Annotated in this window: 19 protein-coding genes; 11 read left to right on the top strand and 8 right to left on the bottom strand. The window is 50.7% G+C overall.

Annotation, left to right across the window (positions count from 1 at the left end; all coding sequences use genetic code 11):
• Window positions 1–529: 529 nt before the first annotated feature.
• A complete protein-coding gene (locus ACEPST_RS06250; RefSeq protein ID WP_204121961.1) occupies window positions 530–1,909 on the top strand; it encodes a hemolysin family protein in 1,380 nt (459 codons plus the stop codon).
• Window positions 1,910–1,951: 42 nt separating this feature from the next.
• Here ACEPST_RS06250 and ACEPST_RS06245 read toward each other — a convergent pair whose 3' ends face one another.
• Window positions 1,952–2,821 carry a LysR family transcriptional regulator gene (locus tag ACEPST_RS06245; protein ID WP_204121962.1) on the bottom strand — a complete coding sequence of 290 codons (870 nt, stop codon included), beginning with the start codon at window positions 2,819–2,821 and terminating at the stop codon, window positions 1,952–1,954.
• Between the two features lie 119 nt (window positions 2,822–2,940).
• On the opposite strand from ACEPST_RS06245, the gene ACEPST_RS06240 reads away from it, so the two are divergent.
• Both ACEPST_RS06240 and ACEPST_RS06235 read left to right on the top strand, forming a co-directional pair.
• The gene (locus tag ACEPST_RS06240; protein ID WP_204121963.1) at window positions 2,941–3,921 is read left to right on the top strand and encodes a zinc-dependent alcohol dehydrogenase; all 981 of its coding nucleotides are present in this window, start codon (window positions 2,941–2,943) and stop codon (window positions 3,919–3,921) included.
• Between the two features lie 13 nt (window positions 3,922–3,934).
• Complete coding sequence (locus ACEPST_RS06235) at window positions 3,935–4,777, top strand: SDR family oxidoreductase (protein WP_204121964.1); 843 nt, start codon at window positions 3,935–3,937, stop codon at window positions 4,775–4,777.
• Between the two features lie 273 nt (window positions 4,778–5,050).
• Here the strand turns inward: ACEPST_RS06235 and ACEPST_RS06230 are convergent, their stop codons facing one another.
• Entirely contained in the window at window positions 5,051–5,248 is a 198-nt protein-coding gene (locus ACEPST_RS06230; protein ID WP_204121965.1) for a hypothetical protein, read from the bottom strand.
• A gap of 249 nt (window positions 5,249–5,497) precedes the next feature.
• Between ACEPST_RS06230 and ACEPST_RS06225 the strand changes: the two genes are divergently transcribed.
• On the top strand, window positions 5,498–6,427 hold the full coding sequence (locus tag ACEPST_RS06225; protein ID WP_204121966.1) for an AEC family transporter: 930 nt from the start codon (window positions 5,498–5,500) through the stop codon (window positions 6,425–6,427).
• A 54-nt stretch (window positions 6,428–6,481) separates the two neighbouring features.
• Here the strand turns inward: ACEPST_RS06225 and ACEPST_RS06220 are convergent, their stop codons facing one another.
• Entirely contained in the window at window positions 6,482–7,915 is a 1,434-nt protein-coding gene (locus ACEPST_RS06220; protein ID WP_204121967.1) for a DHA2 family efflux MFS transporter permease subunit, read from the bottom strand.
• Window positions 7,916–8,046: 131 nt separating this feature from the next.
• Complete coding sequence (locus tag ACEPST_RS06215) at window positions 8,047–9,564, bottom strand: ABC-F family ATP-binding cassette domain-containing protein (protein ID WP_204121968.1); 1,518 nt, start codon at window positions 9,562–9,564, stop codon at window positions 8,047–8,049.
• A 404-nt stretch (window positions 9,565–9,968) separates the two neighbouring features.
• Between ACEPST_RS06215 and nrdI the strand changes: the two genes are divergently transcribed.
• Window positions 9,969–10,439, top strand: a complete 471-nt coding sequence (gene nrdI / locus ACEPST_RS06210) for a class Ib ribonucleoside-diphosphate reductase assembly flavoprotein NrdI (protein WP_204121969.1) — start codon at window positions 9,969–9,971, stop codon at window positions 10,437–10,439.
• Window positions 10,436–11,194: an NADPH-dependent oxidoreductase gene (locus tag ACEPST_RS06205; RefSeq protein WP_204121970.1), complete on the top strand. Its 759-nt coding sequence runs from the start codon at window positions 10,436–10,438 to the stop codon at window positions 11,192–11,194. Before nrdI ends, ACEPST_RS06205 begins: the two co-directional genes overlap by 4 nt.
• Window positions 11,195–11,260: 66 nt before the next feature.
• On the opposite strand, the gene ACEPST_RS06200 is transcribed toward ACEPST_RS06205, so the two are convergent.
• Complete coding sequence (locus ACEPST_RS06200) at window positions 11,261–12,373, bottom strand: AAA family ATPase (RefSeq protein WP_204121971.1); 1,113 nt, start codon at window positions 12,371–12,373, stop codon at window positions 11,261–11,263.
• Between the two features lie 269 nt (window positions 12,374–12,642).
• Here ACEPST_RS06200 and ACEPST_RS06195 point away from each other — a divergent pair, with 269 nt between their 5' ends.
• Entirely contained in the window at window positions 12,643–13,014 is a 372-nt protein-coding gene (locus ACEPST_RS06195) for a hypothetical protein (protein WP_239064542.1), read from the top strand.
• Entirely contained in the window at window positions 13,015–13,437 is a 423-nt protein-coding gene (locus ACEPST_RS06190; RefSeq protein WP_204121972.1) for a helix-turn-helix domain-containing protein, read from the top strand. It begins immediately after the preceding gene.
• Window positions 13,438–13,481: 44 nt separating this feature from the next.
• Here the strand turns inward: ACEPST_RS06190 and ACEPST_RS06185 are convergent, their stop codons facing one another.
• From ACEPST_RS06185 to ACEPST_RS06175, 3 genes are all read right to left on the bottom strand, one after another.
• Window positions 13,482–14,837, bottom strand: coding sequence for an MFS transporter (locus tag ACEPST_RS06185; RefSeq protein WP_203647218.1), 1,356 nt, complete (start codon window positions 14,835–14,837; stop codon window positions 13,482–13,484).
• 304 nt (window positions 14,838–15,141) lie between these two features.
• On the bottom strand, window positions 15,142–15,477 hold the full coding sequence (locus tag ACEPST_RS06180; RefSeq protein WP_204121973.1) for a hypothetical protein: 336 nt from the start codon (window positions 15,475–15,477) through the stop codon (window positions 15,142–15,144).
• 274 nt (window positions 15,478–15,751) lie between these two features.
• On the bottom strand, window positions 15,752–16,918 hold the full coding sequence (locus tag ACEPST_RS06175) for an MDR family MFS transporter (RefSeq protein WP_395390576.1): 1,167 nt from the start codon (window positions 16,916–16,918) through the stop codon (window positions 15,752–15,754).
• 238 nt (window positions 16,919–17,156) lie between these two features.
• On the opposite strand from ACEPST_RS06175, the gene ACEPST_RS06170 reads away from it, so the two are divergent.
• The 3 genes from ACEPST_RS06170 to ACEPST_RS06160 are packed head-to-tail and all read left to right on the top strand — an operon-like array spanning window position 17,157 to window position 18,232.
• Window positions 17,157–17,384, top strand: coding sequence for a heavy-metal-associated domain-containing protein (locus ACEPST_RS06170; RefSeq protein ID WP_125765307.1), 228 nt, complete (start codon window positions 17,157–17,159; stop codon window positions 17,382–17,384).
• Between the two features lie 21 nt (window positions 17,385–17,405).
• A complete protein-coding gene (locus ACEPST_RS06165) occupies window positions 17,406–17,633 on the top strand; it encodes a heavy-metal-associated domain-containing protein (protein WP_125765308.1) in 228 nt (75 codons plus the stop codon).
• A 35-nt stretch (window positions 17,634–17,668) separates the two neighbouring features.
• Complete coding sequence (locus ACEPST_RS06160) at window positions 17,669–18,232, top strand: Dps family protein (protein ID WP_204121975.1); 564 nt, start codon at window positions 17,669–17,671, stop codon at window positions 18,230–18,232.
• The last annotated feature ends 288 nt before the right edge of the window (window positions 18,233–18,520 follow it).

Below are 18,520 nucleotides of genomic sequence, written 5' to 3'. Positions count from 1 at the left end.
CTTTTTCGGGCAAACGTTAAGTATTCCATGTGACTTGTGTTAGTTAGACGGTTAAATGGTCCGCCGTCAGGGTTAATTTTACGCTAACTAGTTCGGTGCAGGGTAGACTGCTGGCAGGCACCTCTAAGATGGTGAAAATAAAGCCGATTTGTGGTGACGTGCCTATGTTCTGTTATCGAACCAGTCCATCCCATATTTGTCTCTATTTATCACATTTCTACTATATAAATACGCAATCACACGAGTAACTTCGTTCGCCAATCTAATTTCCAATCAGAAACCGCGTCAACACTCGCTTTTTCACCGGACAATCTGGTAAAGCCACCCAACACTCTCCCTGCATGCCAACCGCTACCCTTCCCTCAATCCTGGACCCACGCAATTTTTGGTAAAATTCCGCTTATTTTGCGATGTTCGGTTGCGTCGGACCGCCATAAAGGGTAAAATTTGCTTCAATTCACCCCCTGTGAAAAGGCGGTGAGACGCGCTATAATGAAGAGATAGAACTATATGAAATGAGGAATGATGTGTGGATAGCGGTCAGATAGTTGTAAATCTAATTATTATTTTAATTACCTTCTTTTTTGCAGCTTTCTTTGTTGCCTGCGAGTTTGCTTTGGTCCAAACCCGGCCTAGTGCCCTGGAGGAAAAAATTGCCGAAAGAGACAAGCCATCGACCAAGCTGAATCGGGCCATGAAAATGGTCACCAATTTGAATGAATATTTATCAACGACTCAAGTGGGGGTTTCCCTCGCCGGAATCATCTTAGGGTGGATCGGGGAAACGTTCTTCGTTGACCTGTTGCTCGGCGGGATTGCGCCCGCCCACCTGAACACGGCAACGGCCCACACGATTGCGGTCATTGTCGGGGTTCTGGTCTTGACCTACCTCGAAGTGGTCTTTACAGAAATTGTACCCAAGAACATTTCGATTGATATGCCAATGAAGGTTTTAATGTTAGTGGTCACCCCCCTACATTACTGCCACGTCATCTTCTACCCGTTTGTTTGGCTGTTAAACAGCAGCGCAACCGGGGTCGTCAAATTGATGGGTCTGAAAGTGGCCAACGAAAGTGACGAAGTCTTTTCCCAAGCTGAAATTTTAAACCTTTCCAGAAGCGCCGTTGCCGGTGGTGAACTGGAAAAGAACGACTTGATTTACATGCAACGGGCGTTCGAATTAAACGATAAAGTTGCCAAGGATATCATGATTGACCGAACGCAACTGATGGTCATCGACATCACGGCCAACGTCAAGGAAGCCTTGAACGTTTACCTGCAAGAACGCTTTAGCCGGCTCCCCGTTGTGGCCGACGGTGATAAGGATAAGATTCTGGGTTACGTCTACAATTACGATTTGATTCGGCAACAACAAGTGGATTCTCACGTCCGCATCGATAAATTAATTCGCGACATCTCCACGACCCCCGAAACGACGCCCATCACCCAAGTCCTCCAACAAATGATCAAGAAACGGACTCCAATCGTCGTCGTGGTTGACGAATACGGTGGGACGTCCGGGATCATTACGGATAAAGATATTTATGAAGAACTGTTCGGGACCGTCCGCGATGAAATCGATGACGCCAACGACCAGTACATCTTCAAGCAACCCAATGGCACTTACCAGGTCAATGGGAAGATGACCACCTACGATTTTGAACGCTACTTCAACACCGATATCAAGGGCTTTGAGGCCTCCGATACGGTCACGATGGCCGGGTTTATCATTGATAACTACCCCGACGTCAAGGTCAACGATGTCATCCAACTGAAGAATTTCGACTTGAAGATCTTGGATTACGAGAACTCCTTCATCAACTGGTTAGAGGTCACGGTCAATCCGCCACAGAAGCAGATCACCACGACGGATGACACCGAAAGTGACGACAAGAAAAAAGATAAGTAATACGAAAGAAGCCATCGCTCGTTTTGAGTGATGGCTTTTCGTTTACAGTAAATTTTCAAAGGCGAGAAACGCCCCCACCGTGGGATCCAAGGGGTGCCGTTGGTAACACCAACCAACTCCCATCGCATTTGGGAGCGGCGTTTGTAGCTCCCGCGTTGCCAGCCCGGTCAGGTTACGAGGCACTTGTGAGGCGGGCAGTAAGGCAAACGTCGGCGTCATTTGGAGCTGGGTGAACAAGAGGTCCAGCCCCGCCAATTGGGTCGTTTCAAAATCATGGCCGTGCAGGAGCTGCGCCGTCAGCTGGCCAAACTGTGTCGCTGGCACACTGGTCAACGTCAGATAGGTCAGCCCCACCAACTGATTCAGGGCCACACGCCGGGGCAACGCCGCTAACGTGTCCTTTCCCCCAACGACGACCAGCTGATCCGCTAGCTCCTGCTTCCAGACGAGTTGCCGGTCGGAATGGTCGACGATGCCAAATCCCAGGTCAGCCGCCCCCGTTAGCACATCCTGCACCGCCTGTTCCGAATCGCGTTCCACCAAATCAACGGTTACATTCGGAAACTCCGCGCGAAACTTGACTAGTTGATTGATGTAAGGTTGAAACTGTTGGGCAATGTAAAAGGAGACCCGCAGCCGAGTCGGTACTGTCGTTTGTTTCCGCCAGATATCCAGTAGCGCGCCGTGATACGTTGCCAGCATGCGCTGGGCCGCACGATAAAATTGCTGACCAGCGGGCGTGACCGTCACGTGATGGTGGTCTCGCAACAAGAGTGGCTTCCCGACCGTCTCTTCTAACTGTTTGATTTGGGCGCTAATGGCCGGCTGTGAAATAAAGTTTCGTTCGGCCGCCCGGGTAAAATTTTCCAGGTCGACCACGTCAACGAAGTATTTTAACGACTCTAAATCCATTTCATGGCACCACCTTGTTATAAGTTTCACTTATTATCTATCACAATTATCCGCTATTTCCGTTTGAATGTAAACGCTTCTACAATGGGTTTGTAAGCAAATTAAGGGAGGCAACGAAGATGTTACGGAAATCAGTTTATTGGCCTAGCGCCGGTGTTGCGGAGTATCACGAGGAAGAAATCGGTGAACCCACTGGCAAAACCGTGTTGATTGCCACACAGTATTCTTTGATCAGTCAGAGCAGTGAAAACAGTTGGTTTGTGAATGACAAAGCCCACGTTGTGTTGGGCACCACTTTTCCCTTCATCCCCGGCTACAGTTCTGCCGGTGTCGTCGAAGCGGTTGGTGAAGACGTCACGAAATTTAAGCCTGGCGACCGCGTCATCGGTGCGCCCGTCTACGGCGCCCACTCTAACTACACCTACGTTGAAGAAGATGCCGTCTACCCGGTTCCCGACGACGTTCAGCTGGACGATGCCGTCTTCTACAACCTAGGCATGACCGCCCTCTTTACGCTGGACAAGGCCGACCTACGTTTAGGCCAGTCTGTGGCCATCATCGGCGCCGGCGTCGTAGGCCAAATTGCTATTCAGGCAGCCAAGGCAAACGGCCTGCACCCCATCATTGCCTTTGATATTCAGGAACAACGGCGGCAAGCGGCCAAAAAAGCTGGCGCTGACATTGTCCTGGATCCGAATGATTCCGCGGCCATTGAAGCTCTCATCGGCAAACTGAACGGTGGCGTCGATGCGGCCCTGGACGTATCCGGCAGTAATCCCGGCATGAACCTGGCCATTCACCTCGCTCGGCCACTGGGTAAGGTCGTCTTCTGCACGGCCAACAATAATCCACAAACGTTGAACTACGGCGAATTTTTCATTAAAAACCTGACCATTCTGGGCGACTTCGTGAACACCGAAATGGACCGGCAACGCAAGGCCATTAAGAACTTCCTATGGCTCCTGTCGACCAAGAAGATTATCGCGCCTGCCCACAGCGATACCATTTACGACCCAACCGACGAAAACATTAAGATGCTCTACGGTAAGGTTCTGAAACACGACAATACGATTAATAACCCCATCTTCAAATGGCGTTAAGGAGGAAATACTCATGAAAGTACTAGTTACCGCATCATTTGGTCACATCGGTCAAAAGGTAATTCCCTTATTGGCTCAAAACAACGTCGACGTCGTGGCAGTCGACCCGGACCCCGCTAACGAGGCAGCTTTGAAAAAATTAGGCGCTAGTCAAGTCATCATTGGTGACCTGCGTCGTGACGAAATCATCGACCAGGCCGTTGCCGGCGTCGACAAGGTCCTGTTGATTTTACCAGATGCCCTCGATGGCATGGTTCCCATGGCCGAACGGCTCATTAGTGCCGCCGAAAAGGCCAACGTCACCCACTTCGTCTTCTCCTCCTGCCTGAACACGGTCATGGAATTGGCCCAACACTGGGAAAAATACGAAATCGAAGACCGACTGATGGGGTCAATCCTAAATTACACCATCACCAAACCCAGTGGCTACCTGGAAGGCCACTTTCCCGCTGGTGCCGACAGCGTCTTTGAAACCGGCGTGCTGACCACTTTCATCAAGGTCGACCAGCCTTCTAACCTGATCAGTCTTGATGATATCGCAGCCGCCAACGTCAAGGTCCTGCTGAGTGATGACGAATACTACGCCTGCTCACTGGACCTCTGCTCCAAGGGCAACCGGACGACTCGCGAGTACGCGCAGGAAATTTGTGACAAGACCGGGAAACAGCTCAAAATCAATTTGATTCCGGTGCCTGATTTCCCATCCGTTCACGCCAACGATCAATTCGGTCGGATTGCCACCTATCACGGCAACCACCCGTACAAGGGTAACCCACTAGACTTCAACGCCCTGATGGGTCGGCCAGCGAAGACCTTTAGTGAATATGTCGATGAGGTTTTGGCTGTTAAAGCTTAATTTCAAACAAACGCCCCCGTTGCCAACTTGGCAGCAGGGACGTTTTTATGTAATCTGACAGAAATCAAGTCTGGTCACCGCTGATTTACCGCAACCGCACTAACCCCTTAACAAAGTAAAACACGCCGCCCCAAAACAGCAGGAAGCAGACCCACCAGAAAACACTGGTTAGCCGAAATGGCAGGATATTCCAAATCATTAAAAACATAATCAGGAGTCCGCTCCAAAAATCCAATGAATGCACAAAACGTCGATTAAATTGCATGACTCCTCCTACTTTTTCTGCCGACTGGGGGTGACAAACATCCCCCGCGACAACTCATAAACGCCGACAATGACTAGAATACCCGAGATAATCCACTCAAATACGCTGTTCCCGGTCAAAGGTGAGAACCCCCACCCACTCAAAACCAGGGCCACGATGCCGCCCCAAAAATTCGATGATCGATAAAATTCTTTATTAAACGTCACGCTGATTCCGCCTTCCACTGACTGTTACCTCTTATTCTAGCACTAATGGACAGGGGATTAACTAGCAATCATTGACACGCCGGCTAGTTAGGCCGAAGATGAACGTATGTCGTTATTTCTGGCGCCGAATTTTTTGATTGATTACGCGCTTCAGGTTATCGCTGGTAAATAATGCCGACTCACATCCGCTATTTTTATCGGCCTAATCAGGCACTGACAACACCCCCATTCTGAAAGGAAGCTAATCGCGTGGATATTGCGCAGCTCTCGAACCAAATCATCCTCATGTTCATCCTCATGGCGGTCGGCCTGCTGACGAACAAACTCGGCTTCATGCACGGGCAAACGGCGACCGACCTCACCAACATCTTGCTCTACATCGTGTCGCCCTGCCTCATCGTGAACGCGTTTGAACAGCGTTTCTCCGCTAGCCGCCTGCAGGCCCTCGCCATGGTCATGCTGGGCATTCTTCTGACGTACGCCGTCATGGTCCTGGTGACCAACCTGGTCTTCAAACGGATAGCGGACGCCAACCTGCAACGCATCATGCGCTTCGGGTCCGTGTACTCCAACGCCGGCTTCATGGGTGTGCCACTGGCCAGCGCGCTCTTTGGCAGCACCGGTGTCTTCTTCGCCGTGGCCTCACTGGCCGGCTTCAACCTGTTCTGTTGGACGCATGGCATCGCCCTCTTTACACCCAAAAAGCCGGGTGAACGCCACGTCAACTGGCGCCAGATTCTACTCAATCCCAACATCATTGCAATTGTTGTGGGGCTGATCATTTTCGTCAGTGCCGTCCACCTGCCAAGTCTGCTCAACCAAACCATCACCGACGTCAGCTCCATCAACACGCCGCTATCGATGATCGTGATTGGGAACAGTTTAGCCGCGGTTAAACTCAACCGGCAAACGCTGGACCCCCGCCTCTGGTGGCCCCTGCTGTTACGCAATTTATTATTTCCAATTACCAACATTTTAATTCTGCGGGCATTTGGCGTCAGCGGGATTCCGCTCTACACGACCGTGCTGATGGCCGCCTGCCCGGTTGCCGGTAACGTGGTCCTGTTTACGCTCAAGGCCCACGGCGATACCACGCCGGCCGTTACCCTGATGAGCCTTTCAACGATTTTGTGCATGGGTACGATTCCCCTAGTTTTTGCCCTCAGTAATTTTCTCTAACGAAAAAATGGTGCCTGACCAGCTTGGTCGGACACCATTTTATTTAGCGTTCGTTTAACGTTCTGCCTTTGGTAAACGTAAGGCAATCAGGAAACCAATCAAGGCCAGGATAAACGTGAAGTAGAACCCATAGTGGGCCCCGTTCACAAATGCTCCGGCGGCGTTGGTCGTCCCCTTAGCCAGGTAAGCGGCTTGGCCGATACCCAGTAAACTGGTAGCAATCGCCGTGGCAATGGCCCCAACAATCTGTTGCAAGGTGTTCATGATGGCACTCCCATCGGCGGCGATTGGGCCGGTCAGGGCGTTTAACGCGTGCGTCTGGGATGGCGACATCGCTAACGGTGCCCCAATCATCAGAATCACATGCGCCATAATCACATACCACACAGCGGAATGCGTTGAGGTAAAGGCCAACATCAGGGCCCCCACCATTGAAATGATAAACCCTAAGCGGGCAGGCATTTGCGCACCCACGTGATCATACAACCGGCCAGCGCCGGCGGAAACGATGGCGTTCATGATACCACCAGGGAACATGATGATCCCGGTCAAAGCAACGGGAATCAGCAGGCCCTTTTGGATGTACATCGGCAACAGGTACATCGCAGACAGAATAATCCCGAAGTTGATCATGACCAGAATGGCCCCCATCCGGAAGCCAGGAATCGCAAAGGCACGTAAGTTTAAGACAGGCTTTTCAACCATCAACTGACGGTGCGTGTACCAAGCTAAAATGACGATTCCAAAGACCAACGCGCCAATCACGATGGCGGAACCCCAGCCATGATCACTAGCTAAGCTAACGCCCACTACTAAACTACCGAACCCTAACGTGGACAAGATAATGGACAAAAAGTCCACCTTGGGCCGCGTCACTTCGGCAATATTCTTTAATGAAGTCACCGCAAAGGCAAAGGCAATCACTAAGAATGGCACGAACAGCCAGAAAATCCACCGCCAGGAAGCAATTCCCAAGACGATACCGGCTAAGGTTGGCCCAACGGCTGGTGCGAACATGATGACCAGTCCGACCATCCCCATGGCTGCCCCAAGCTTGTAGGGTGGGAAGATTTGCATCGCCACCGTAAACATCAGGGGTAAGATCAAGCCGGTCGCAATCCCTTGGATCATCCGACCAAACAACAAGACCCCAAATCCGGGAGCCGAAGCGGAAATAATCGCCCCGACTGCGAAATCAATTAGGGCAAACAGGATAACCTGCCGCGTCGTAAACCATTTCGTAATAATACTGGAGAGTGGCAGAACCACCCCAACCATTAACATATATCCGGTCACCAACCACTGAATCGTGGCCGTTGACACGTTTAACTGCGCCATCAACTGGGGCAAAGCAATATTCAAAGATGTTTCAGAAAACATCCCAACAAAGCCCCCGATTAGCATTCCCATCATGGCTAACATTGGGTGGGCAACTTGTACCCGCGCGTGCTTAGCCATTTCTGGTTGACTACTTTGTGCTGAATCCATTTGTTTTCACACTCACTTTCAATGTATACACAATGGATTACTCTAGCAGAAAAAATAGTTCTTCGTAATAGCAAAATTAGAAAAAGTTTCAATTAAACGTTTTCATCGCCAACTTTTCACCAAATTGCCATTTAATCGGCCGATTTCAACGCCGCAATCTGTTCTCGAAGTTCCTTTAACCGTTGGGTATCGAGTTCCGGGGCCATCATCGCCTGATCATATTCAAACTGGAGCCGTGGTAGATCACTGGCTGGGACGCCCTTAGCCGTCTTGGCCGGGTCCGTCAGCTGGTGATCTGCCATGACCAAGGTCCGTGTCGCCACGTGTTGCCGGAATTCCTGGTCGTGCGCCACGAACAAGACGGTGCCAGGGTAGCCAATCAGATAGTCTTCCAGTGCCCGTAAGGCGGGTAAGTCTAAATAGTTCGTGGGTTCGTCCAGAATCAACAGGTTGCTAGCACTGACCAGGATGGCTAGCAGTTGCAGCTTAACCTGTTCGCCCCCACTGAGGTCGCCAACTAGCCGGTCGTAAAACCGGGCCGTTAACCCAAAGGCCCCCATCACCTGACGCGTCCGGTTACCATCGAGCGCGGTCGCCGCCGACATCACCTGCCACACGGTCTTCGCCGCAGGCAGCTCCGTCATGTCCTGATGAAAGTACCCGACCCGCGCACTAGGTGCCAAGCGGGTGTTGGGCGCGTGATTCAGAATGGCTTCAATCAGCGTCGACTTACCACAGCCATTAGGGCCGGCCAGGGCAACCCGTTCGCCAGGCGTCACACTGAAACGGGCGTGTTGTAGCAGGTCGTGCTTCCCGCGCTTGAGGTGCAGGTCTTCCACCGCAATCAGGCGTTTACCGGTAACGGGTGGTAAATCCGTGGCCACCAGCTTCAATGCCGCCGTTTCGTGAGGCTTGACCGTCGTCGTTTGCCGTTCGGCCCGGTCGCGTAAGGCGCGGGCTCCACGTTCCATCTTGCCGGCGTTCTGTTCACGAACCGATTGCGAGTTCGACCGTTCCGCGGCGCTCATGCTGCGGCTCCCCTTACGGATACGGTCGGCCTTTTCGTGCCGGGCTTGCACAGCCAGGCGAAGTTTACGCCGATCATTCTGTTCGTTTTGATATTGACTCCGCGCATTCTCCCGCCGCTGTTCCCGGTACGTTTCAAACTTGGTGAAGCTCCCATTATACTGGGTGTACACGTGATCCTCGAGGGACCAGATTTGTGTCGCCACGGCCGCCAACAGCTCCCGGTCATGAGAAATAATAATCAGCAAGCCAGAGAAATGTTGCAGCTGACCAATTAACCAGCTTTGGTGTTCGTCATCCAGGTTGGCGGATGGTTCATCTAAAATCAACAATTCTGGCCGTTGTGCCATCGCCCGGCGAATCCGGTCCAGCATGCTTTGCCCACCGGAACGACCAGCGTTCGGCGCAATCTGCGGCACTAAAATGGCCGTATCCGTCACGGTCCGTTGGCCGGTGAAGTCCGTGTCCGTGCCACAAATAATATGGGCCAGCGTACTCTTCCCGGTCCCATTAGCGCCAATAATGCCAACCCGGTCACCAGATTGGGCGGTTAAATGTTCCGCGGTAAATAACGTTTCTCCCGCGACTGTTTTCGTTAAGTTATTTAATGTAAGTTGTGTCAAAAAGTCGTCCCCCTTTTGAAAGCAGGGATTGAAGGGTACAAAAATAGCGGCCGCATTTCCCGTCCGGAAATGGCGCCCACTGGTTGCGTTTGGCAACTCAGTCGATGCACCATCAATCCCAATTGCAGGCCCACTCCACCCCTTGCAGGTGGTGAAGCTGACTGACATTTGTGGATTGATTAGTTACGCATCGGCTGAATACCTCGTTCTTTCTTAGATTACCAACAGAATAGCACAGGCTTTATTTTTTGACAAGTGCTTTTCTTCTTCGTTCGAAATAACTAAGCCCAATCCTCACCTTCTCATACAGACTCACCCAAAATTCACACGAAAAAATCACAACATTTCTGCTTCATTTCGAGTACACTGGGAGTAATCAGACTGTTTTGAACGGAGGCTTTTTTATGCAACCCTTACGTATTTTATTCATTTCTATCGAGGGAAACACCCGCAACTTTGTCACAAATTTGACCGCCTATGCGGCGCAACAGCATGCCAATGACGCTAGCCTGCCAACCATTGACGCCTTGGAAATCAGTGAGGTCAGCGACTTTGTTGATGAAATCCAACCTTACTTCTGTTTCGTGCCCACCTACCTGAATGGCGGCAACGGCATTGATAACGGTGTTAAGGAATTGATGACCAACGTTATGGGCGAGTACATTGCCTATAACCACAACGCGCAACAGCTTATCGGCGTCGTCGGTAGCGGGAACCGTAATTTTAACGAGCAGTATTGCTTAACGGCTAAACGGTACGCGACCCAATTTAACGCACCCTTCGTGGCGAACTATGAACTCCGGGGCGTTCCCCGTGATGAGACCCGGGTCTACGATGCCCTGGTCGCTCGCGCACGGGAGGTGGCTCAAGCATGATCAACCCGACATTAACCACGCTGCTTGACCACCGCAGCATTCGCAAATTTACCGATGAGAAACTGACCGCTGACGAAGTTGAAACGCTCGTCAACGCCGCACAGCACGCCGCGACCAGTACCTTTTCCCAGCAGTACAGCATCATCAGTGTCACCGACCCACAGAAACTAGCCGTCCTAGGTGAAATTACCGGGCACCACTGGTTAGAACAGGCGGGCCACTTCTTCTTGATGGTTGCGGATCAATATCGTAACGAACAATTGGCTCCAAAGAATGAGCGAACTGCAACCAATCTTCGCAGCACGGATAAGCTGTTGGCTGGCATTTTTGACGCCGCCATTGCCACCGAGGCCATGGTCACGGCCGGTGAAAGCTTGGGTCTGGGAAGCACCGTTATGGGGAGTATCCTCAACGATACGTTGCGGGTCATCTCACTTTTCGATTTACCCGAGCTGACCTTCCCAGTTCTGGGCCTAGCCGTGGGGCATCCCGCTGAAAAGCCAGAGCAAAAGCCCCGACTTCCCAAAGAATTGATTCATTTCACCAATGCCTATCAACCGATTGTCGCCACTGATCCAATTTTAAAAACTTACGATCAGTTGATTACGTCCTACTATCATGACCGTGGCTCTAACCAGCGCGACGAAACATTTACGCACCACATCGTCCGCGAAATGAGCCGTGACCCGAAACAGCGTGAAGAAATCTTAGTGGCCCTCATCCAGCAAGGCTTTTCCCTGGAAGCTGCCCACTAACCACTATCCTGTAAATTAAGGGGACTGAGACACCTTCTCAGCCCCCTTTTAGTGTCCAGCTTTAAGTCATGCCATATCGGTCGTAAACGCCGTCCGCAGCGTCTCACCGTCAATTTGCTGATGGGTAAAAATCGTGGGGTGCGCCGTCATCGCCGGAATGCCTTGGCGCAGGGTGCTTTCACCCCGATAGTTTTTCTCCGCTAGACATCGCTGCTGCGGGTCCGTCTGACTGCTTAACAGGACCTCGTGTCCCGTTGAGAAGAGCAACTGACTATGGTTCACGTCAGACGCCACCAGGGCCAGCAAGGCCGTCGCCACCTCTGGCCGGACAGCACTCGCAAACTCATCGGCAATCACCGTTTGCGGATTCTTGGCAACCTGGGCGGTGATAAAGGCTAGCCCCGCAGCCACTAGTTGCTGGGTCCCGGTTGAAGCTTGACGTAACGGGAGTTCGGCCACATCGACGACCTCTCCTTCTTCATCGTATTTTTCGTAGAGCAAAGCCAGGTCTGGCCGGGTAAACCGCGACCCATCCAGAAACTGAAGGGCCAGCTGCCGTTGCGTCACACCTGCCACTTCGCTGCCCACAGCGTGTAAGAACTGTGTCAACTGGGGAATCAGCCAGTCATCCAGCACCAAATCCGTCCGTGGACGGTCGCCTAGGACCACTAAATCTTCCGCAAACCAGCTGAAGACGGCGATTGCCGGTTGGTAATTGGCTGCCTGGAGGGTCTGCAGAAAGAGCGTGTTGGGCCGTGTGTTAGCGGCCGCTTGCTTTTGCCCGGCTGGCACACAAATGATGCCGCCATTTTGCCGTAAGAACAACCGCTGTGACTGACCACCCGGCAGGAGAACCGCTAACTCCTCACTCAAAATCCGCGTCGCATCATAACTCAGCGCGTACCGATAGCGACTGCCACCGCGCTCTAGCGTCACTGAAAACTGTGTGGGAAGGCCATCGCTGGTCGTGTCAAAGGCAAATGGCTGATACGGCAGTCGATCCGTAATCTGTTCCGTGGGGACCACCACCATCTGCTGCAGCAGGGTTAAGCCTGCGAGCACGGCGCTTTTCCCAGCACCATTGAGTCCTGACAGGGCCACCCATTTCAAATCAGCGAGTGAGAGCGTAGCGGCTTCCTTGTACGACCGAAAATTCTGGAGCGTAAATGCAATAAGCATGGCGAGACCTCCCCTTTTTCTAACAGGTTACGCCACTTCACCAATTTCACAACGAATTTCACTCCAAATTAGCAAATCCGTCATTGCGATTTTAATAAGTCGTTTAAAAACAAATATCGTTGTGGAAATGCCGATTTCATAAGGTTTCTAATGGTACCCAAGTTGCAGCACTACCCCCAACATTAAAAAAATCGTAAGCCATTTTTGTTTCTCCTGAGATACAAACGTGTTAGACTTCTAGCAAATAGATATTTTGAGGAGCTGGCCACTTGTCCAAGATTTGTGATCCTAAAACTGTTCACTCTTTTCTCATGACCATCAAGCACCGACGCTCCCAATGGCGATTGAGTTACCGCCAAAAAAATCTACTCACACTTTCTCAGTTAGGGCTCGGAGCGACACCTGTTCTAGATATCATCAATCGCCAGCTTACCTGGCAGGATTATATTTCCGGACCTCTAGCGGACAACCATCAACCACCTATTCCTGGGGCGATTTGGATATTTGGTTTAACTATTTTAAAACAACCGTGCTACTTGAAGTTTCAAGATCGTCCTGATGGCATTGTGATGTGGATTTCCCTTCACATCGCTGAATTTAATCTGAAATTCCCCTATCAAAATTCTAAGGAGGTCTTCTAAATGCCTAACCAACAAAAATTTTTCAATCCTGAAAAGGCATTAACTGAGCTTTACACTGAAAAATGGTTAGAGGAGACTTGTACCGTCAAAGACATTACCGACTTGACCATCCGCCATCATTACTGGGAAGCCCCGGACGGCGAACTATGGGGGGACTTCAACTCTCCCATGGAAAATATTCACCTGGATTTTCAAGCGTATCGTCAGCGGAAAAAATTTTTAACCCCGACAGAAATCGTTCACATTAGGCAACAGCTTCACTTAACCGTTCGTGAATTCGCAGATATCTTAGGATTAGGTATCTCGACCGTTTCACAAATTGAAAATAACGAGCGCATTCAAACGAAGTATCAAGATAACCTTTTTCGTTGGGCTCAGGGGGAGCGTTTCACCGCCGTCTCTAAAAAACAAAAACGTGCGTAAAAAGGGCTGGATTTCTCCAGCCCTTTTCATTTACATTCAATTTATCATTCCACCTGATCTGCCGCAACAATCTTGGCGACCCGGTGTTCGTGAATGGCAATGTAGAGTAACAGGAGCAGGGCCAACCCGGCAGCCGAGTACAACACAGTGTTGCTGGCAATCCACCCAAATTTGGCAACCAGAATCCCAATCAGTGCGGTGGCTAACGTTTCACCAAAGATGTATTGGAAGAAGCCCATGAACCCGGTTGAGGAACCCACGGCAAACTTTGGCACAGCTTCGTTGACCATCAAGCCGACCAGGGTCAGTGGCGCGTAGATCAAGCTTCCCATGATCAGCAGAACCACGATGATAGCAATGTGGCTGGTACTGAAGAAGTAGGTCGTCAGGCAAATCAATAACCCAATCACACAGCCGATGCAGACCAGCGCCCGGCGATCCTTTAACAGGTCGGAGATGGCCCCCATCAAGATAACACCTGGGACGGCGGCCAGTTCAAAGATACCGACCAACCATTTGGCAGTCCCAGGGTCGAAGCCCTTGAACTGGGTCAAATAACTAGGAATCCAACTCATGATCCCGTAACGCACCAGGTAAAGTGACATGGAGGTCAACGTGATGGCCCACACAATTTTGTTCGTTAAGATATATTTGACAAAAATCTGCCAGAGAGACAGGTCGGTCAGTTCAGCGGCCGTGGCTTTCCCATCATCCAACACAACCTCGTCACCGGTATGTTCGCCAACACTTGGGAGACCAACCGTAGCGGGCCGGTCAGCACCAGCGAACACGATAAAGATAGCAATAATAATGGAAACGACGGAGGCAGTGTAGAAGACGGCCGCAATCGAACCGGTAAACATCAACGTTGCCAGTTGCACAACGGCCACGCAGACGAACGCCCCGGCATTGTGCGCAGAGGACCAAACGGCGTAAACGGTCCCCCGCCATTTCTTCCCCCACCAGAGTTGAACGGTCCGTTGACAAGCAGCGGCACCCATCCCTTGGGCGACAGACATCACCAGCATCAGAAACATCATCATATACAGGTTGCGCGTTGCACCCAACCCCAAATTTAAAATAGCTGAAACAAATAACCCAGTTGCTAAGTACCACTTGGGATTACTCTTGTCACTGAGCGCACCCATGAATAATTTCGAAATCCCGTAGCCAATCCCAAAGCAAGACATGACCAGCCCGATATCAGCGGTGGTAAAGCCATACGCCTTCATAATGTCGTTCTGTTCCGTCGTGAAGATCAGCCGAATAATGTAATAACCAATGTAACCAATACAAATTGAGAGCAAGACACCCGTTTGCCGCCAACGATAAGTTCCCTCGATTTTCTCAGCAGGAACCTTCACCTTAGCGTCTGGAGCTGGTTTCAGAAAAGAAAACATAAGCTCATCCCCTACGAAATTGTGTTAGTGAACATTTGTACAACTTCAATGTACACCGTGCCCATTATCACGTCAATGTAAACCCTTACATTTCTTTAGAAGTGACCCTTATTTTCGAAAGAAAGTTTTAGACCTGGCTAAGGGAACCAGTTGATTCAAGTGCTTGCACATAATTGCATTAATCCGTGAGACCAGGCCGTACGAGTTGGACCTGAGGAGAACTCAGGTGGCCGTTTTTCAGAGAAAAAACAGGAGCCAAATCTGATATTCCCCCAGATTTGGCTCCTATTTGACGTAACCCGAATCACGCAACGCTATAGACTAAGTGAACCCGATAAGCGGGCGACCCTTTTGCTGGCTGATTAACCGCAAGCGTATCAATATTTATCCAGCCATTGGTTGCGTCGAAAGCTGTTTTAACCTGATAATACCGCCAAGCCGTTTTACCAGAATAATCCTCTCTTTGATTTTCGTTTAGCCTCTTAGGCGTTTCGGTTAAAGCAATCACCGGATGACCATTTTTTAAAATTGCCAAGCGCACGGCATTTTGCGGCGTATTAGGGAGTAGCCGCACACCAGCACTACCAATCAGTGCGAATATCACTAAAATTGAAATGATGACAACGCCACTTTTTTTCATAACAGTCTTCCTTATTAAAGCAAAATGTGAAAAAAGTAAAACAAACTAAGCCCAAAACAACGGCCAGTCCAAACGTTCTAAACCAGTGTCAGCCGGACGGACATTTCAAATGGACTCAGCCGTGGGATTTACTGGGCACAGCCCAGTAAATGGCGACTTTGAGACTCGGTCCGCAGAGGCTCAAAGCGAGCCCAGAGACCGCCCTTTGGCTCGGGGCGTCCTGCCCACCGCGTTCCGGTCCAATTTGAAATGTCCGGGAGGCGAAACAAAAACACTATTTAGAAAGTTTAGCCTGGTTCCGGCGGTTACAGAGGAGAACGGCCCCCAATGCCACCAGCATCAAAGCCGTCACCGACCAGAACAATGATTGGTAACTGCCATACTCAATGATCATCCCACCGTACAGCGGTCCCACGGCTCGGCCGAAGGAAATCGCCATATTATAAATCCCTTGGAATTTTCCTTTGTCATTGTCCCCCGCCAAGCCATCGATCCACGCTGGAATCCCTGGAAAACCGGTCATTTCACCCAAAGTTAAAATCACCATGGTAATCACGAACATTGCGTAACTCTTGGCAAAAACTAACAGCAGGAACGAGAGAATAAAAACTAGCGTGCCGACCCAGATCTGTGAGCTAAGTTTAAAGTCTGCAGCTAGCCGGTTTACAATGGGTTGGCCAAAGACAATCATCAAACCATTTAACGTCCACAGCAAACTGTATTTTTCAAAGGAGATGCCGAGGCCGGTCATGTGCACGGAAATCACACTTTCCCATAAGGAGTAACTCATGTAAAGGGCGAAGACCAGCGCACTGATCAGCCAGATCAGATTAAGTTGGGCTGGCTTGTCCGGCCCCTTGGCATGCGCGTACGTCTTCTTTTCAATCTTGGCCCGGAAGTCAAAAATGAAGATCAACAGCAGCGCCAAATAACTGAGCGCTGCCACCCCGAAGACCAGCGTGACCCCGTGTTTCATCAGGACCCCGACCATCAGCGTGCCGATGACGACCCCTAAGTTCATCCCAATATAGAGGTAATTGAAAACTTTGCGGCTCTCCACCGACTTGACCGTGGCCGCAAAGGAATTCACGACCGTCATGACAATGCCGTCGCCCAGTCCAATGAACAGTAGCATGATGCCAAAGACCGGCCAGCCATGGAAAAAGATCAACAGCGTCATCGGGACAAAGGAACACAGCGTGCCCACGATTCCCGACAAAAACGGCGACCAATTGTCAAAGAGCCAGCCGCCCAGCCAATTTCCTAAAATCATACAGAGTGACATCCCCAGCAAGGCAATCCCCGCCAGCGTCAGTGTTTGGTGTAACTGATCGTGCATGTAGACCGTGGTCAACGGCCACATACACGCGGCCGCGGCGTTAAGGAGTAGCGTTGCCGCTACAATACCAGGCATACTCACTTCTCGTTTGGTTTTCCACATTTAGCGTCCCTCACTTATTTTCAATCTGTCTTCATTGTCGCACAGATAAAAAATTTCCGAAACTCTTACCCGTTCAAAATGGGATTAAACCGCTGTTTTATGAGCAAGTTGCTCATTTTTCGTAAAAATTTTTTTATCTTTTCGGCCAACTTGATTTGAGTCAAGTTCTTTTCCCCCGGCCGCCCGTATACTAAGTCATGTAATCAAGGCAAACGAAAAGCCGAAGGAGGTTTTCATTATGAGTAAAGTAACCATGAAGTTAGACGACCTGACCTGCCCCTCTTGCATGACCAAGATCGAAGGCGCGTTGAGCAAGAAAGATGGCGTGAAGAACGTCAAAGTCCTGTTCAATGCCAGCAAGGTCAAAGCCGAATTCGACGACGCCACCGTTTCCGCCGAAGATTTAGCGAACACCGTGACCGACTTAGGCTACGCCGTTCAAAGCAGTAAAGTTAAAGCTCTTTAACCCAATAGGAGGTTTTCAATTATGAGTAAAGTAACCATGAAGTTAGACGCATTGACCTGCCCCTCTTGCATGACCAAGATTGAAGGCGCACTGAGTAAGAAGGACGGCGTGGAAAACGTCAAGGTCCTCTTCAATGCCAGCAAGATCAAAGCCGAATTCGACGACAGTGCCGTTACCGCTGAAAGCCTGGCGGACACCGTCACCGACCTCGGCTACGTCGTAAAGAGTTCAAAAGTCAAAGCCCTTTAATCCCTGACCCCTAAATTTGAAAGGAAGTTCATCTAATGACCACTACAACTATGAGTATCGAAGACCGTTACGCTGCCGAACAAGCCCAAACCGACCACGACCACCACGTCCCAACGGCCGGCGCCATGACCAACCACATTTTATCCAACCTGCACATCTCTATCGTTAAGTTCCACCAAGTTCGGTGGTCCGTCAAAGGTCCGTTGGCCTTAAGCGTTCGCCAGTTGTTAACCGACTACATCGACACTTACCGCAAACAGTTTGACGCCTTAGGTGAACTGCTCCTGGATGAGGGCGAAATCGTTTCGACCACGACCAAGGAATATCACGATTACAACATGCTGCAAGAAGGTGGCGACAAGAAGTACCTCAACGCCGAAGACCAAGTCAGTGAGCTGGTTCACGACGCTGATACCCACAACCTCTTCATTGACCGGGCCATCAAGCTCGCCGAAAAGGAAGAACGCCCAGCCTTGGCCAGCTTCTTAACGGACCTACGTGGCACCAACAACCACATCATCCGTGAACTCCAAGCCGTTCTGGGCAATGACGCTCGGGATGGGCTGGACGAAGAAGACGATGAGGATGACGAAGATTAGAGTGCGGAGCGAGCCGCTTAGACTCTGAGCATTAACGTGGCAAAGGGAATATCCCCGAATTTGGGATATTTTCTTTGCCGGGTTAAGCGCAGGAGTCTGGCTCGCGTAGCACGTTTCAGAGGCCGCCAGCACCAGGATAGTTCCGCGAAGAACCAGAGCAACGAACTGAGACAGTTTGAACTGCCGTAAGCGCAGGGACCTGCCCCGCGGAGCACGTTTCAGAGGCCGCCAGCACCAGGATAGTTCCGCGAAGAACTAGTCCACGAACCAAACTATGGCAAGTAGACT

Source organism: Levilactobacillus sp. FUA 3915 (genome assembly GCF_044053135.1).
GTDB lineage: Bacteria > Bacillota > Bacilli > Lactobacillales > Lactobacillaceae > Levilactobacillus > Levilactobacillus lanxiensis.
Note: the sequence above shows the minus strand (reverse complement) of the source record. Positions and strands in the feature narration are given on the sequence as shown.